Source organism: Aliiroseovarius sp. PTFE2010, from assembly GCF_049943335.1.
In the GTDB taxonomy this organism is placed as follows: Bacteria; Pseudomonadota; Alphaproteobacteria; order Rhodobacterales; family Rhodobacteraceae; genus JBNFVY01.
The window spans coordinates 20,690-36,116 of the sequence record NZ_JBNFVY010000002.1 but is presented as its reverse complement, the minus strand read 5'-3'; the positions used below and the strand labels follow the sequence as shown (position 1 = coordinate 36,116).

The 15,427-nt window shown below is 62.2% G+C and carries 18 protein-coding genes; 17 read left to right on the top strand and 1 reads right to left on the bottom strand.

Annotated features, from left to right (window positions below; translation table 11 throughout):
- Positions 1–142: 142 nt before the first annotated feature.
- On the bottom strand, positions 143–1,204 hold the full coding sequence (locus ACP2AV_RS04005) for a YeeE/YedE family protein (RefSeq protein ID WP_426371398.1): 1,062 nt from the start codon (positions 1,202–1,204) through the stop codon (positions 143–145).
- 132 nt (positions 1,205–1,336) lie between these two features.
- Here ACP2AV_RS04005 and ACP2AV_RS04000 point away from each other — a divergent pair, with 132 nt between their 5' ends.
- From ACP2AV_RS04000 to tilS, 17 genes are all read left to right on the top strand, one after another.
- Complete coding sequence (locus ACP2AV_RS04000; RefSeq protein ID WP_426371397.1) at positions 1,337–2,569, top strand: MFS transporter; 1,233 nt, start codon at positions 1,337–1,339, stop codon at positions 2,567–2,569.
- 73 nt (positions 2,570–2,642) lie between these two features.
- Positions 2,643–3,296 carry a peptide-methionine (S)-S-oxide reductase MsrA gene (gene msrA, locus ACP2AV_RS03995; RefSeq protein WP_426371396.1) on the top strand — a complete coding sequence of 218 codons (654 nt, stop codon included), beginning with the start codon at positions 2,643–2,645 and terminating at the stop codon, positions 3,294–3,296.
- Positions 3,293–3,865 (top strand): sugar O-acetyltransferase, encoded by a 573-nt coding sequence (locus ACP2AV_RS03990; RefSeq protein WP_426371395.1) that lies wholly within the window; start codon positions 3,293–3,295, stop codon positions 3,863–3,865. Before msrA ends, ACP2AV_RS03990 begins: the two co-directional genes overlap by 4 nt.
- Positions 3,866–3,869: 4 nt before the next feature.
- Positions 3,870–4,745, top strand: coding sequence for a 50S ribosomal protein L11 methyltransferase (locus ACP2AV_RS03985; protein WP_426371394.1), 876 nt, complete (start codon positions 3,870–3,872; stop codon positions 4,743–4,745).
- Between the two features lie 104 nt (positions 4,746–4,849).
- Entirely contained in the window at positions 4,850–5,206 is a 357-nt protein-coding gene (locus tag ACP2AV_RS03980; protein WP_426371393.1) for a hypothetical protein, read from the top strand.
- A 468-nt stretch (positions 5,207–5,674) separates the two neighbouring features.
- The gene (ruvC, locus tag ACP2AV_RS03975; protein ID WP_426371392.1) at positions 5,675–6,169 is read left to right on the top strand and encodes a crossover junction endodeoxyribonuclease RuvC; all 495 of its coding nucleotides are present in this window, start codon (positions 5,675–5,677) and stop codon (positions 6,167–6,169) included.
- Complete coding sequence (gene ruvA / locus ACP2AV_RS03970) at positions 6,166–6,834, top strand: Holliday junction branch migration protein RuvA (RefSeq protein ID WP_426371391.1); 669 nt, start codon at positions 6,166–6,168, stop codon at positions 6,832–6,834. The genes ruvC and ruvA overlap by 4 nt, the downstream gene beginning before the upstream one ends.
- 3 nt (positions 6,835–6,837) lie before the next feature.
- On the top strand, positions 6,838–7,863 hold the full coding sequence (gene ruvB / locus ACP2AV_RS03965; protein WP_426371390.1) for a Holliday junction branch migration DNA helicase RuvB: 1,026 nt from the start codon (positions 6,838–6,840) through the stop codon (positions 7,861–7,863).
- Positions 7,864–7,916: 53 nt separating this feature from the next.
- The gene (locus ACP2AV_RS03960) at positions 7,917–8,552 is read left to right on the top strand and encodes a hypothetical protein (RefSeq protein WP_426371389.1); all 636 of its coding nucleotides are present in this window, start codon (positions 7,917–7,919) and stop codon (positions 8,550–8,552) included.
- Complete coding sequence (gene ybgC, locus ACP2AV_RS03955; RefSeq protein WP_426371388.1) at positions 8,549–8,935, top strand: tol-pal system-associated acyl-CoA thioesterase; 387 nt, start codon at positions 8,549–8,551, stop codon at positions 8,933–8,935. The genes ACP2AV_RS03960 and ybgC overlap by 4 nt, the downstream gene beginning before the upstream one ends.
- A gap of 116 nt (positions 8,936–9,051) precedes the next feature.
- Positions 9,052–9,747: a protein TolQ gene (gene tolQ / locus ACP2AV_RS03950; RefSeq protein ID WP_426371387.1), complete on the top strand. Its 696-nt coding sequence runs from the start codon at positions 9,052–9,054 to the stop codon at positions 9,745–9,747.
- Between the two features lies 1 nt (position 9,748).
- Positions 9,749–10,219: a protein TolR gene (tolR, locus tag ACP2AV_RS03945; RefSeq protein WP_426371386.1), complete on the top strand. Its 471-nt coding sequence runs from the start codon at positions 9,749–9,751 to the stop codon at positions 10,217–10,219.
- Between the two features lie 3 nt (positions 10,220–10,222).
- On the top strand, positions 10,223–11,332 hold the full coding sequence (locus tag ACP2AV_RS03940; protein ID WP_426371385.1) for a hypothetical protein: 1,110 nt from the start codon (positions 10,223–10,225) through the stop codon (positions 11,330–11,332).
- Positions 11,329–12,657, top strand: a complete 1,329-nt coding sequence (gene tolB / locus ACP2AV_RS03935; RefSeq protein WP_426371384.1) for a Tol-Pal system beta propeller repeat protein TolB — start codon at positions 11,329–11,331, stop codon at positions 12,655–12,657. The genes ACP2AV_RS03940 and tolB overlap by 4 nt, the downstream gene beginning before the upstream one ends.
- Before the next feature lie 83 nt (positions 12,658–12,740).
- Entirely contained in the window at positions 12,741–13,259 is a 519-nt protein-coding gene (gene pal, locus ACP2AV_RS03930; RefSeq protein WP_426371383.1) for a peptidoglycan-associated lipoprotein Pal, read from the top strand.
- 11 nt (positions 13,260–13,270) lie between these two features.
- Positions 13,271–14,095 carry a tol-pal system protein YbgF gene (ybgF, locus tag ACP2AV_RS03925; RefSeq protein ID WP_426371382.1) on the top strand — a complete coding sequence of 275 codons (825 nt, stop codon included), beginning with the start codon at positions 13,271–13,273 and terminating at the stop codon, positions 14,093–14,095.
- Complete coding sequence (gene tilS, locus ACP2AV_RS03920; RefSeq protein WP_426371381.1) at positions 14,092–15,357, top strand: tRNA lysidine(34) synthetase TilS; 1,266 nt, start codon at positions 14,092–14,094, stop codon at positions 15,355–15,357. Before ybgF ends, tilS begins: the two co-directional genes overlap by 4 nt.
- The last annotated feature ends 70 nt before the right edge of the window (positions 15,358–15,427 follow it).

The window sequence follows — 15,427 nt, the reverse complement described above, 5'->3', positions numbered from 1 at the left end:
ATAGATAAGCTACCCTCTGAGACGCAAGGTGCGCAGCAGAGCCGGAAAAGTGGCGCTCAGCCAAGCCCTGCGGCCAGGGGGCAGGTTGGGTTCAGGGCGATCTGTTGCTGGGCGCGGCAGCGTGGCGTGGGTTTCGTCCGGCTCAAACCGGGCGCAGGGCCAAGCGCTGATCGACCACAATGTCGGTGACAACTGCGCCGATCCACATACAAGTAAGCGCAAGCCATGCCGTGGCGACAAAGATCGACCCGCCTGTGACGCCCGCGCCAATGGCGCAGCCCCCGGCCAGCATGCCCCCAAAGCCCATGAGCGCCGCGCCGATCATTGACCGGCGCATGCTGCCGGCCCCGTCGAAGCCCTGGAACCTGAACTCACGCGTGAGGGCGGCAGCGACAAAGGCGCCCAAAAAGACGCCGGGAACCAGGCCCACGTCGAACTCAAGCACGGGGTTGTCCACAAGCAAGAACATCAGCGTGTTGGCGGAGGGGCCTGTAAAGGTTGCGCTTTCGATCTGGACCGGATCGAAGGCGACCTGCGACAAGGCAAAAGTCAGAACCCAGCCGACGGCCACCGCAAAGCCAACGCCCGAGGCAAAGACCAGCTTGCCCGCCCCAAGCTTGTTGCGCGCCGCCAGACCCACCGCAACCGCTGCCAGCACCACGCCGAGCACAAGGCCCGTGGCTTCCGGCAGTCTTGCAAAGTCCAGCAGGTCGATATTGCGCCCGCCGGGGGTGACCCAGATCGTGGCCAGCTTGTCGCGCAAAGGGGCGAGAACACCGTGCAGGCTCATCTGGGCGACGACGGCAAAGATCAGCCCCGACACCACCGCGCGCAGGTTGCCCGTGGCCGCCAGCACCAACAGCCGACCCGAGCAGCCGCGCGCCAGCACCATGCCCACGCCAAACAGCAGCCCGCCAATCACCGCCCCCGAAACCGAGCCTGTCACCGCCATCATCCGGGCATCGGCCGACCGCATGAACCCGGCCATTTCGGCCGCCTGCACCCACACCAGCGCGGTCGAAAAGGTCAACAGCCACACCGCCATCCGTGGCCCGAGCGCGCCGCGGGCAAATTCCACCGTGGCCGCACGCAGACAAAACGCTGACCTTTGCGCGGCAATACCAAAGAGAGCACCCGTGATCAGGCCGAAAAACGCGGCCGTCGGGCCTTCGCCCAAGGCTTCGACAATTGACAGGATGTCCATGGCCGGTCCTTTCGCAGTTGGGCGCAGCTTAGAGCTGACTGCGTTGACCGCCTTGATCCGTATCAAGTATCGCAATTTGAGAATGCGTTTTGCCTCTCGCCCTTCGATGCGTTTCGCCCTAGGACGCAGGCCATGGCCCGTATTATCAATATCCGAAACGCACAGGATTTGCCGTTCTGGCAGCGGCCCGTCGCGCTGTTGTTCGTGATGGCCTTTGCCATGCCGGTGGCCTTCGCGACCTGGAGCGCGCTGTTGAACAACTTCGTGATTGAAGTGGCGGGCTTTACCGGCGTTGAGATCGGCTGGCTGCACACGGTGCGCGAAATCCCGGGCTTTTTCGCGATCGGCGTGATCGCCATCATCATTTTCATGCGCGAACAGATTTTGGGGCTGGTGTCGTTGCTGATGTTGGGGGTGGCCACGGCAATCACCGCCTATTACCCCAGTTTTTACGGGATCCTGACGGTCACGATGCTCAGCTCGATCGGGTTTCATTATTACGAGACCGTGAACCAGAGCCTTCAGCTGCAATGGATCGACAAAAAGCGCGCGCCTCAGGTTCTGGGGTGGCTGTTGGCCGCCGGATCGGCGGCGTCGCTGATTGCCTACGGATTGCTGGTCATGACCTGGCAAACGCTTAACCTGAGCTACGAATTCGTCTACCTCATGGCTGGCGGGTTCACCGCGCTGGTCGCCTTGATCTGTTTCTTTGCCTATCCCCAATTCGAAACAGACGAGCCGCAGATCAAGAAAATGGTACTGCGCCGCCGCTACTGGCTGTACTACGCGTTGCAGGCCATGGCCGGGGCGCGGCGGCAGATTTTCGTGGTCTTTGCCGCCTTTATGATGGTCGAGCGGTTCGGCTTCGAAGTGCATCAGGTCACCGGGCTGTTCCTGATCAATTTCGTGGCCAACATGGTCTTTGCGCCGCTGTTTGGCCGGGCCGTGGCCAGTTATGGCGAACAACGGGTCCTGATCTTTGAATATGTCGGGTTGGTCATCGTGTTTCTGGCATATGGTGGGATTTACTATTTCGGCTGGGGCGTCGTTCTGGCGGCAACGCTCTACGTGATCGACCATATGCTGTTTGCGCTGGCGCTGGCGCTCAAGACATATTTCCAGAAGATCGCTGATCCGGGCGACATTGCCCCGACGGCCGCCGTGGCTTTCACGATCAACCATATCGCCGCGGTCTTTTTGCCGGCGCTTCTGGGGTATTTGTGGATCGTTTCGCCAGGCGCGGTATTTGCCCTGGCGGCCGGTATGGCGGCGGTATCGCTGGGGCTGGCGCTGCTGATCCCGCGCCATCCGTCCAAGGGGTACGAAACACGGCTCAGCGGGCTTGGGCCGGTCCCGGCCGAATGACATCGATGTGATCGCAAGTATGGACGCGCCGCGCCCGCCCTATATCTTGACCAGCAACAAGAGGAGACGCGCGATGTTTGGACTGCCCAGTTCCAGGAAATCCGAAATGCCTGCCAAAGCAGACGCTCTGCCGGGGCGCCAGGACGCCATCCCGACTGCGTCAACGCATTTCGTCTTTGACCGTCCGCTGAAAGCCCCCGTGCCAGATGGCATGGAGGTCGCCATTTTCGGGATGGGCTGTTTTTGGGGTGTTGAACGGATATTCTGGACCCTGCCGGGCGTCTACAACACCGCCGTGGGATACGCTGCAGGGCACACGCCAAACCCGACATACGACGAGGTGTGTTCGGGCCAGACCGGCCAAAATGAAGTGGTTCGGGTGGTCTATGACCCTGCTATCGTCAGCTATGACGATCTGCTGCGTACGTTTTGGGAAGGGCACGACCCGACACAGGGCATGCGGCAAGGCAATGACCGCGGCACGCAGTATCGCTCGGGCATCTATGTCACCACCAAGGAACAACGCCAAGCGGCCGAAGCCAGCCTGGCCGCGTTCGCGCCGCGCCTGGCCCAGGAAGGGTACGGAGCGATCACGACGGAAATTCTGGACGCGCCCGAATTCTACTTTGCAGAAGATTATCACCAACAGTACCTGGCCAAGAACCCAGGCGGCTACTGCGGGTTGGGCGGCACCGGTGTGAGTTGCCCGATCGGCACCGGCGTATGAGTGACCTGATTGCGCGGATGCGGGCGGGCGATTGGTATTCCTGCCTGGGGGCGGAACTGGACGACCTGCGCGCCGAAGCCCGCGCGGCCTGTTTTGAACATGGCCAGATGCACCCGGATGACCGCACGCCCTTGGGCATGGCGCCGCGCCTGCGTGCTTTGTTGGGACATGTCGGGCGTGACGTGTTGATCGAAAACGGATTTCACTGCTCGTACGGGTTTAACACGCATCTTGCCGACGATGTCTTTCTCAACGCCCGTTGCGTGGTGCTGGACGGCGCGCCGGTACGGATCGGGGCACGTTCGATGATGGGGCCGGGCGTGCAGATCATTACCGCCGATCACCACCGCGACCCGGCAAAGCGCGCCAAGGGGATCGAACGTGCGCTGCCTGTGACCATCGGCGCGGATGTCTGGCTGGCCGCTGGGGTCATCGTTTTACCCGGGGTCACGATCGGCGACGGGGCGATTGTGGGGGCCGGGGCGGTGGTCAACCGCGACATTCCCGCCCAATGCCGGGTTGCGGGCGTGCCCGCGCGCGCGCTAACAGGGCGCGATAGCCCGGAGTAGCCCCATGACCACATTCACCGCCCTGACCACTTTGCCTGGCAAGACGCCTGCCGAAGCCTTGGGGGATGCCATGGAAACGCTGTCTCCCGAACCCACTGGTGTCGGCGTGTTCGAAATCGAAGACGGCTCGGGCCTGTGGGAAGTGGGCGGCTATTTTACCGAACGCCCCGACAGCGTGGGGCTGGCCCTGCTGGCGGCGATGCATGGGGCCAAGGATTTCGTGGTGTCCGAATTGCCGGACCGCGACTGGGTGGCCCATGTGCGACGTGAATTGTCCCCGGTCGAAGCCGGGCGGTTCTTTGTGTACGGCCACCATGATGCCGACAAGCTGCCCGCCAGCAAGATCGGCCTTTTGATCGAAGCTGCCATGGCTTTCGGCACGGGGCATCATGGCACAACGTTGGGCTGTCTGCGCGCGCTTGACCGGTTGCTGGACGATGGGTTCGTCCCCCAGAACGCGGCCGATATCGGCTGCGGCACAGCGGTACTGGCAATGGCCGCGGCCCACGTCAGCGCGAACCAGGTTCTGGCCAGCGATATAGATGAGGTCGCGGTAGAGGTGGCCCAAGCGAATGTTGTGGCCAATGGGCTCGAGGGCCGTGTTCTTTGCATCGAGGCCGCTGGTTTCGATCATCCCGACCTGCGCGCGAAGGCCCCTTTCGATCTGATCTTTGCCAATATCCTCAAAGGCCCCTTGATCGATCTGGCGCCGGGAATGGCCGGTGCGTCGGCCGAGGGCGGAGTCGTGATTCTGTCCGGTATTCTTAACGAACAGTCAAACGACGTGATCGCGGCTTATGAACAGAATGGATACAAACTGGTCAGTCGCGAAGAAATTGTTGAATGGTCGACGCTGATTCTCAAGAAGTTGGCAGAGTAAAGAGCCGAAATATCCCCATTTCGTCACATTCGCCTTGTTTTCGCCGCATTTCACCCGGAAATTCGTATTCGATCTGTGGGGGCGCAGGAACGAGGGAGGCCGCTATGGCCGATCGTAAACAATACGAATTTGGCAAGCGCCTTCAGCGCATTGAACGCCATCACCGCAAGCTGGAAGGCGGCTCTATCACCGCGATGACCAGCGATGGATTGGTGATCGCGCGCCCACACCGAAAGGTGATGGGGTTCCCGTACCGGGGGCTGTTCTTCAGCTTTTGTCTCTTGCTGCTGTTCAAGGCGTTTGTCTATTCCAGCCTTGGTGCGGCAACTTATGCGTCGCGGATCGAGCGTTTGCAAAACGGCACGATTGTCGAGCAAGCCGGTGCCTATGTGATGAGTGCTGACCCGGTGACTGTTTGGATCAGCCGGCACATGAAACAATCGGTCGGCGGGCTCTTTTGATCCGCGGCGGGGCTTGCCGGTAAGTTCGGCGGCGCGAGATTTTCCCTCCTCTACGCTGCCACACACCGACGCATGTTCGAAAAGGCCGTGTCCGATGTTCAGGACGCGGCCTGTTTCGTTTTTCTGGCCCACGGCTTTTGCGCGGACAGGCGCCCATCGCACCGCCTGACATGCCGGTGTCATTCATCCTGCGATCACCGTGCGGGCAGGGCGGGCAAGGCCCCGGCCTGCCAGCGCCGTCAGGACAGATCGAAAACGATGGTCTCACATGGTGACGGTGACCCTTCTGGGCTGGGCGCGTTCCGTCCGCTTGAACGGGGGCAGGTTGCGCGCGGCGCAGCACAGGCCCACCGGGCACAGGGGCGATTCAGGGGTCAGGACCTAGTGCAGCGCGCGACGGCGCTTGGCAGATGTTCACTTTTCGTGCTAACTGCGAAACAAAGAAAAAAACAGGTTAGGGCAGTTGGTATGCGTGTCATGGGGATCGACCCGGGGCTGCGGTCCATGGGCTGGGGCGTGATCGATGTGAACGGCTCGAAACTCAGCCACGTGGCCAATGGGCAGGTGACCAGCGGAACCGGTGATATGGGGCTGCGGCTGGTCGCGCTGTATCATGGGCTGCGCGACGTTGTAGACACCTTTGCACCCGATGCGGCTGCGGTGGAACATACCTTTATGAACAAAGACGGGGTTGCAACGGTCAAGCTGGGTCAGGCGCGCGGAATCGCCATGCTGGTACCCGCATTGGCTGCGATTTCGGTGGGTGAATACGCCCCGAACGCAGTCAAGAAGGCGGTCGTCGGGGTGGGGCACGCGCAAAAGAAGCAGGTGCAGATGATGGTCAAGATGCAGTTGCCCGGGGTCGCACTGAAGGGGGCGGATGCAGCCGATGCCTTGGCAATCGCGATTTGTCATGCACATCACTTGCAGTCTTCGAGCGCCTGGAAGCAGGTGGCGTTGTGATCGGGCGTCTTTCAGGGCGGATCGACTATCGCGGGATCGACCATGTGCTGATCGATGTGCGCGGTGTGGGCTATATTGTGCAGGTGTCCGAGCGGACCTTGTCAGCGCTGCCACCCGTGGGGGGCTTTGCCGCACTGTGGACCGAAATGATCGTGCGCGAGGACCTGATGCAGCTGATCGGTTTTATGACGTTGGCCGAAAAGGAATGGCATCGTTTGCTGACATCCGTTCAAGGGGTGGGGGCCAAGGCGGCGATGTCGATCCTTGGAACGCTGGGGCCGGATGCGACCGGCCGCGCGATTGCGCTTGGTGACTGGGCCGCGGTCAAGGCCGCGCCGGGCGTCGGACCCAAGATCGCGCAGCGGGTGGTGAATGAACTGAAAGACAAGGCCCCGGCGGTCATGGCCATGGGTGCGTCCGAGGCGCCGAAACCAGCCCTGCATGACGACGATGACGACGAGGTCATCGAACGGCCTGCCCCGACCGCGCCGCGCACGGCACCGTCTGCATCGGCCCAATCCGATGCTTTGTCGGCCTTGTCGAACCTGGGCTATGGGCCAGGCGACGCGGCCAGTGCCGTGGCCCAGGCGGCGGGTGAAGACCCCGAGGCAGAAACCGAGGCGTTGATCCGTGCGGCACTGCGTCTGCTCGCACCGAAAGGATAAGCGATGGAAACGCCCGATCCGACCCTTCGCCCCGACCCGCAACCCGAGGATCGCGACCGCGCCCTGCGCCCGCAGGCCCTGTCGGACTTCATCGGTCAGGCCGAGGCGCGTGCCAACCTGGCCGTATTCATCGAAAGCGCCCGGCGCCGGGGTGAAGCGATGGACCACGCCCTGTTTCACGGCCCGCCGGGCCTGGGCAAGACCACCTTGGCACAGATCATGGCGCGCGAATTGGGGGTGAACTTCAAGATGACGTCTGGCCCGGTGCTGGCGAAAGCGGGCGATCTGGCCGCCATCCTGACGAACCTGGAAGCGCGCGACGTGCTGTTCATTGACGAAATCCACCGCATGAACCCGGTCGTCGAAGAGGTGTTATATCCCGCGATGGAGGATTTCGAACTGGACCTGGTGATCGGCGAAGGCCCCGCCGCGCGCACCGTTCGGATCGAATTGCAGCCCTTCACCCTGGTGGGCGCAACCACGCGGCTGGGTTTGTTGTCCACGCCGTTGCGGGACCGGTTCGGTATTCCGACCCGGCTGAACTTTTACGAACGGGCAGAATTAGAGCAGATCGTCGCCCGTGGCGCGCGCCTGTTGGGGTTGCCTGCCGATGATGACGGGATTGCCGAGATCGCCAAGCGCGCGCGCGGAACGCCACGGATCGCAGGGCGCCTGCTGCGCCGCGTGGTCGATTTCGCTTTGGTCGAAGGCGACGGGCGCATCACGCGCGCTCTTGCCGATGGGGCGCTGACCCGGCTCGGGGTTGACGGGATTGGGTTGGATGGGGCGGATCGGCGCTATTTGACGCTGATTGGCGAAAACTATGGCGGGGGGCCGGTGGGGGTCGAAACCCTGTCGGCGGCCTTGTCAGAAAGCCGCGATGCGATCGAAGAGGTGATTGAGCCGTTCCTGTTGCAGCAGGGCCTGATCCAGCGCACCCCGCGGGGGCGGATGCTGACGCAAAAGGCCTGGACGCATTTGGGCCTTGAGCCCCCGCGAGTGTCAGGGGCAAGCGATCTGTTCGGTTAGATCGCTGCGCGCAGGGGCTGGACCCCGGACGGCGGGTTTGTCATTTAGGGCCCATGCTTTTGACACCTGAACTGACCACATCCCTGTTCACCCGCTCGACGGGTGATTATGTCTTTGCCCGCTGGGGTCGCCCGATCGTGCCGGTCATCTTCGGCGTTACGGACGAAACCCTTCCCACCATCAAGGGCGCCATCGAAGCGATCGTGGCGATTGCCGGCCACAAGATGGCCGAAACCGATCCTGAACTGGGCGCGAATTTCATGGTGTTCTTTTTCAGCGACTGGGATGAGCTTTTGGCCGTCCCGTCGATGGACCAGATGATCCCTGACCTGGCCGGTACAGTGGCGCGGCTGAAATCGGCCGATGCGGGCCAATACCGGGCCTTCCGCTTTGACGATAATGGTGCGATCCAGGCGTGTTTCAGCTTTGTTCGCATGAACGAAGCGCAAGCGGACCTGCCAGCGGAAGTCATCGCTCTGGGCGTGGCGGTGCACGGGGTGCTGCTATGGTCAGATACTGCCTTTGCCGACGTTTCTGCGCTGGCCGAACTGCCCGACAATGCTGGCACCATCGTGCGCCCCGAAATCGCCAACGTGATCCGCGCCGCCTATGAACCGGTCTTGCCAGCATCGGATCGCGATCCGGCGCACGCCTTGCGGCTGTACGCGCGGGCGGTGCACGCGGCATGACCCACACCCTGCCGGTCAAGGTCTATTATGAAGACACCGACATGGCCGGTATCGTCTACTATGCCAATTACCTGAAGTATATCGAACGGGGCCGGTCCGAACTGATCTCCGAAATGGGCATCGATCAGTTGAAGATGCGCGAAAGCGGACTGGTCTTCGCCGTTCGTCGGCTTGAGGCCGACTATCTGGCCGCGGCCCGTTTTGGCGACGATCTGGTGGTGCACACGGCTGTCACGCAGGTCCGCGGCGCGCGGATCGCCATGCATCAAGAGGTTTTGCGGCGCAAAGACGTGATCTTTGTTGCCGACGTGACAATTGTCGTGATCAACGAAGCCGGTCAGCCAGCCCGGGTTCCGGCAGAAATTCGCCGGCGCCTGCAATAGCAACGGATCCGTACCGGCCATCACGCGACTGTGTTGGCAATTGCCCTGAAAACCGGATAGAATCGCCTGTAATGAGAGCTGCAGCAAGATTGCAGCCAACCGAGAACGAGCAGGCTATGGAAACCGAAACCCTTGCGATGGCGCAGGAGATTGATTTCTCCTTTCTCGCCCTTTTCATGCGTGCGACCTTCACCGTGAAAATCGTGATGATCATGCTGATCATTGCGTCTTTCTGGTCTTGGTCGATCATCATTCAAAAACACATCCTGTTCCGTAAGGCGCGCGCCTTGGCCGGACAGTTCGACCGGGCCTTTTGGTCGGGCGAACCGCTGGACACGCTCTACGAACAAGTTGGGCCGACACCCGATGGCGCGGCCGAACGCGTGTTTGTGGCCGGCATGACGGAATGGCGCCGATCCCATCGTGACGATGGCGGGATGATCCCGGGCGCGCAAAGTCGGATTGACCGGTCCATGGACGTGGCGATATCCAAGGAAGCCGAAGATTTGAACCAGGGGCTGACCTTTCTGGCCACCGTCGGTTCGACCGCGCCGTTCATTGGTTTGTTCGGCACCGTCTGGGGCATCAAGAATGCCTTTGAAGAAATCGCCCTGCAGCAAAGCACCAATCTGGCGGTGGTCGCGCCCGGCATCGCCGAGGCGTTGATTGCGACCGGGCTGGGCCTGTTGGCGGCAATCCCGGCGGTCATTTTCTACAACAAATTGACGACAGACAGCGAATTGATCCTGGGAAGCTATGAGAGCTTTGCCGACGAATTCGCGACCATCCTGTCGCGTCAGTTGGATAGCTGAGATGGGGGCAGGTGTTGTGCAAAGGGGCGGGGGTGGCAGCCGCCGGTCGCGTCGTCGCAACCATGGGGCCAAGCCCATGGCGGAAATCAACGTCACGCCTTTTGTGGATGTGATGCTGGTCCTGTTGATCATCTTTATGGTGGCGGCGCCGTTGCTGACCGTGGGCGTGCCGGTCGAACTGCCCGAAACGGCCGCCACGGCGTTGCCGAGCGAAGACCAAGAGCCGCTGACGATCACCTTGACCGCCGATGGCCGGGTTTTGCTGATGTCGAACGAGACAGAAGAGGGGGACCTGATCGCCAAGTTGCGCGCCGTGGCTGCCGAACGCAGCGACGACAAGGTCTATTTGCGCGCTGATGGCGCGCTTCCCTATGAAAAGGTGGCTCAGGTGATGGGCGCACTGAACGCGGGCGGTTTTCGCAATATCGGGCTGGTGACCGACACCGGCGGACCGACCCTGACCGGCAATTGAGGCGTGAATACGGGGCAGTATATTTCGGGGGTCGGGCATGCGGCGCTGATTCTCTGGGCCTTGGTGGGCGGGATTTTTCTGCGCGCCGACGGCACCGATGTTCTGCCCTCGGCCGAAGTGACGCTGTTGACCGGAGAAGAATTCGCCGCGCTGAGCGCGCCCACTCTGGCCCCAACGGCAGGGTTGGAAACCCCCGTTCCAGATGCGCCGTCGCCCGACACGACGCCGCGGGTTGATGTGTCACCTGATGCGCCGTCCGAGCAGGCATCGCCGTCGCCGCCCGAACCCAGGACCCCGGATCGCGCGCCCGATCCCCTGACGCAAGAGACACCCCAGGCCGTGGTCACCCCTGAAATAGAAACGCCCGAACCGCCCAGCCAAGAGGCTGGGGATGTGGTGGCACCGTCTCCGTCAGATCGGCCGATTCCGCGCGCCGCCCCCCGCGTTGCGCCTGAACCCGTGGTCACGCCTGAGCCAACGCCGCAGGTTGCCGACACGCCAGCCCCGGCCGTGTCACCCGATGCCCCGAGCGATCAGATCGCCGAGGACACGCCCCAAGCCGCACCCGAAGACGCGACGAGTGAAATCGTGACCGAAGCTGAAAAGCCCGCCGGGTTAACTTCATCCCCACGCCCGCGCGTGCGGCCCGCGCGCCGCGAGCCGGTGCAAACAGCCCAGACCCCAACCCAAGAGTCGGCACCGGCCGATCCGGCGGCATCAGAAGCGCAAAGTCCCGCCAGTGTGGCCAGCGACATTGCAGCAGCTATTGGCGGCGGCGAGCAAGTGGGCGCGCCCGCAGGCCCGCCGCTGACGTTTTCCGAACGTGAGGGGCTGCGCGTGTCGGTCCAGAAATGCTGGAATGTGGATGTGGGCAGTCCGGCGGCAAACACGGTCGTGACTGTCGAAATGCGGATGAACCGCGATGGGACGGTTGTGGCGAACTCACTGCGCATGATTGCATCGGACGGCCCTGACGCCGCGACCGCCTTCCAGGTAGCCCGCCGCGCCGTCCTGCGGTGCCAGCAGGGCGGCTATAATTTGCCGAGCGACAAGTACAGCCATTGGCAGACCATTGAAATGACCTTCAATCCAGAGAATATGAGGCTGCGATGAAAATACTGAGATCCCTGGCCTTCGCCGCTGCCCTTTTGTGCGGTCTTGTTCCTGCTCATGCGCAGGAGCGGACTGGCCCCTTGCGCATTGAAATCACCGAAGGGGTGATTGAACCGTTGCCATTTGCCGCGCCAATTTTCGTGGCCGATACACCCGCTGCGGCAGACCTGGCTGCGCAGATTACGCGCGTCATTTCGGACGATCTGATAGGCACCGGACTGTTTCGTGAAATCCCGGCCAGTGCGCATATTTCGCAGATCAGCAACTTTAACGACCCGATCGCTTACGCGGACTGGAAGGCGATCAACGCGCAGGCCCTGATCGCAGGGTCGGTCAGTGCCACGAATGATGGGCGGGTCACGGTCAAGTTCCGGGTGCATGACGTGTTCTCGGACCAGCCGTTGGGCGACGGGCTGCAATTCGTCGCGTCAGCCTCCGGGTGGCGCCGCATGGCGCACAAGGTGGCCGATGTCGTCTACAGCCGGATCACGGGCGAAGGGGGATATTTCGACAGCCGCGTGGTGTTCGTGTCAGAGAGCGGCCCGAAAAATGACCGCAAGAAACGATTGGCGGTCATGGATTATGACGGCGCGAACGTTCAGTACCTGACCGATAGTTCGTCAATCGTCCTTGCGCCGCGATTTTCACCGACGGGCGATCGGGTGTTGTTCACCAGTTACGAAAGCGGCTTTCCTCAGATCATGGTTCTGGACGTAGGCACGGTAACGCGCCGGGCCCTGAATATCGATGTCGAGGCGATGACATTCGCCCCCCGGTTCGGGCCCAATGGGCAGACCATCGTCTTTTCGCTGTCCAAGGGTGGCAACACCGACATCTACCGGATGGACATCGGCGGCGCCCCGCAGCGGCTGACCAACACCGCCGCCATTGAAACCGCCCCCAGTTTTTCGCCCGATGGCAGTCAGATCGTCTTCGAAAGCGATCGGTCAGGCACGCAGCAGCTCTATGTCATGCCCGCCGGGGGCGGTGAGGCGCGTCGCATCAGCTTTGGTCCAGGGCGCTACGGCACGCCGGTTTGGTCGCCGCGCGGAGATCTGATTGCCTTTACTAAGCAGAACCAGGGCCGTTTTCACATTGGCGTGATGCGCACGGATGGGTCCGAAGAACGCCTGCTGACCGCAAGTTTCCTGGACGAAGGGCCGACCTGGTCGCCCAACGGTCGCGTCATCATGTTTACCCGTGAAACCCAAGGCGCAGCGGGTGTTCCGGCGCTCTATTCGGTCGATATTTCCGGGCGAAACCTGCGCCGCATTCCGACGGACGGGCCGGCATCGGATCCGGCATGGTCGCCCCTGCTGCAATAGGTCAAGAATTCCCAAGCGCGGTCAGCGATGCTATGGTCGCCCCAATCGAGCACATGAATGACAAGGACGAGGACGTCTGACACATGAGACATCTCACGAAAGCAGCTCTGCTGGTGGCCTTGATGGCCGCGACGGCTTGTACGAACCCGGGCCGTTTCAACGGCGACGGCACCATGGCGGGCGCCGGCGCAGGCGGCCAAGACGCCGTTGTGCCGGGCAGCGCCGATGACCCGACTTCGGTGGCCTATTTCAACCAGACCGTTGGGGATCGTGTTCTCTTTGCCGTCGATCAATCCACCCTCAGCGACGAGGCGCGCACCACGCTGGCGGCCCAGGCGCAATGGCTGATCGACAACCGCGATTATGTCGCCATCATCGAAGGCCACGCCGACGAACAGGGCACGCGCGAATACAACCTGGCACTGGGCGCCCGGCGCGCGGCTGCCGTTCAGGAATACCTGATCAGCCAAGGCATCACCCCGACGCGTTTGAAAACGCTCACCTATGGCAAGGAACGCCCGCTGGAAATCTGTTCCGCCGAGGCGTGCTACGCCAAGAACCGGCGCGCCGTCACGGTCCTGGCCGCAGGCGGCATGAGCTGAGGATCAAACCGATGATGCGTTTCACTGTGCTTGCCATGTCGGTGGCGCTGATCTTTCCCGGGCCGGTGCTTGGGCAAGATCGCGCAGAGACGCTGGCCGACATTCGCCAGAACATGGCCGTGCTGTTCGTCGAGTTGCAAAAACTCAAACGTGAACTGAGCACGACCGGGGCGCCAAATACGTCCTTTGGCGGGGCCAGCACGTTGGAACGTGTCGATCTGATAGAAAGCGAACTGACCAGGCTGACGTCAAAAACGGAAGAGCTGGAAAACCGGATCAATGCGATCGTGTCGGACGGAACCAACAAGATCGACGATCTGAATTTCCGTGTGTGCGAATTGGAAGATGGATGCGATATTTCCAATCTGCCCCCGCTTGCGCCGATTGGCGGGCAAGCGGCCCCTGTCGCAGCCCCCGTACCGGCCGCGCCCGCAGACAATGGCGTACAGCTGGCCGTTGGCGAAAAGACGGATTTCGATGCAGCCAAGGCAGCATTTGATGCCGGTGATTGGCAAGCGGCAGCGGCTGGGTTCGAGAAATTCGCGACGGACTATCCCGGCGGGCCACTGACGGCCGATGCCCATTTCTTGCGCGGCCAGTCCCTGGAGCAACTGGGCCAACAATCTGCGGCGGCGCGCGCTTATTTGACGTCCTTTTCGGGCGCGCCAGATGGCAATCGCGCCTCAGAGGCTTTGTTGAATCTGGGCGTCTCTTTGTCGGCCCTGGGTCAGACGAACGAAGCCTGCGTCACCCTGGGTCAGGTTGGCGTGCGCTTTCCTGGCACCGATGCTGCCGGCACTGCTGATGCCAAAATGGCCGATCTCGGGTGCTCGTGAGCGCCCTGTCAGGCGAAGATCTGCACGCGGTCGAATCCCACCTTCAGTGCGCAATGGCGTGGGCCTTTCCCGCTGATGTAAAACACGTCGGATTGGCGGTGTCCGGCGGCGGCGATTCCATGGCGATGCTGGATCTTTATCGACGCTTTGCGCCTGACAAGAAGGTGTTGATCAGCGTCGTGACTGTTGACCATGGTTTGCGCCCCGAAGCCGCAGGCGAGGCGCGACTGGTCGCGGATTATTGCGCCCATCACGGAATTTCGCATCACATCGCGCAGTGGGACGGCACCCAAGCCAAGGGAAACCTGATGGCCGCCGCGCGCGAGGCTCGCTACCGGCTGATCACTCAGTGGGCCAGGGCCCAAGACATCCCGTGCGTTGCGCTTGCCCATACGGCTGATGATCAGGCGGAAACCGTTCTCATGGCGATGGCGCGCGGGTCCGGTGTGGACGGTCTGGCCGCCATGACGACACACAGCCAAAAGCACGGCATCACCTTTATTCGTCCGCTTTTGAAGGTGGCGCGCGCAGACTTGCGCCGGTACCTGACGGCTCACGGTCTGACCTGGGCTGAAGATCCGTCGAACGACAACCCCGCGTTTGAGCGTGTGCGCATGCGGCGCGCCTTGCCGGTGCTGGAGAACTTGGGGCTGACGGTTGACGCCCTTGGACAAGTCGCCCACGCGGCGCAAATGGCCGCGTCGTTGGTCGCGCAGAAAACTGCCGAAGATGCCCGGCGCGTGGTGCGGTTCGACCGCAGCGATCTGCTGATCGAAACCCGGCCCCGTCCGCCGATCCATCCCGAAACCGAACGTCGGATCATGTTGGCGGCGCTGGCCTATATCGGGAAGAGCGTAAAACAACCGCGCACCCACCAACTGGCCAGGATGGATCACGGGTTGGCGATCAATGGCATCCATGTTCTGGCCGGCTGCGTGATCACCGAAGAAGACACAGGCCTGCGCATCACACGCGAGGTGGGCGCGATTGACCAGATCGGCCGGCCGAATGAGATGTGGGACAACCGCTGGACGCTTCTGTCAGATCAGGCAGGAGAAGTGCGCGCGCTTGGCGAAGCGGGGCTGGCCCAGTGCCCTGATTGGCGCTCGCAAGGTTTGCCGCGCCGGTCGCTCTTGGCGCATCCGGGGCTGTGGCGCGGGCAGGAATTGATCGCCGCGCCAACGGTCGGGATGGCGTGTGGAACATGCGCCGAATTGACGCTTGGGGCCGATCATTTCTTTTCAACCGCTTTATCGCATTGAACTAAGCCGTGTGATGCCTATTTTAGCAGGGTGACCGGTGGCACGCGCCACGGGTCGAATGTATTCGGAG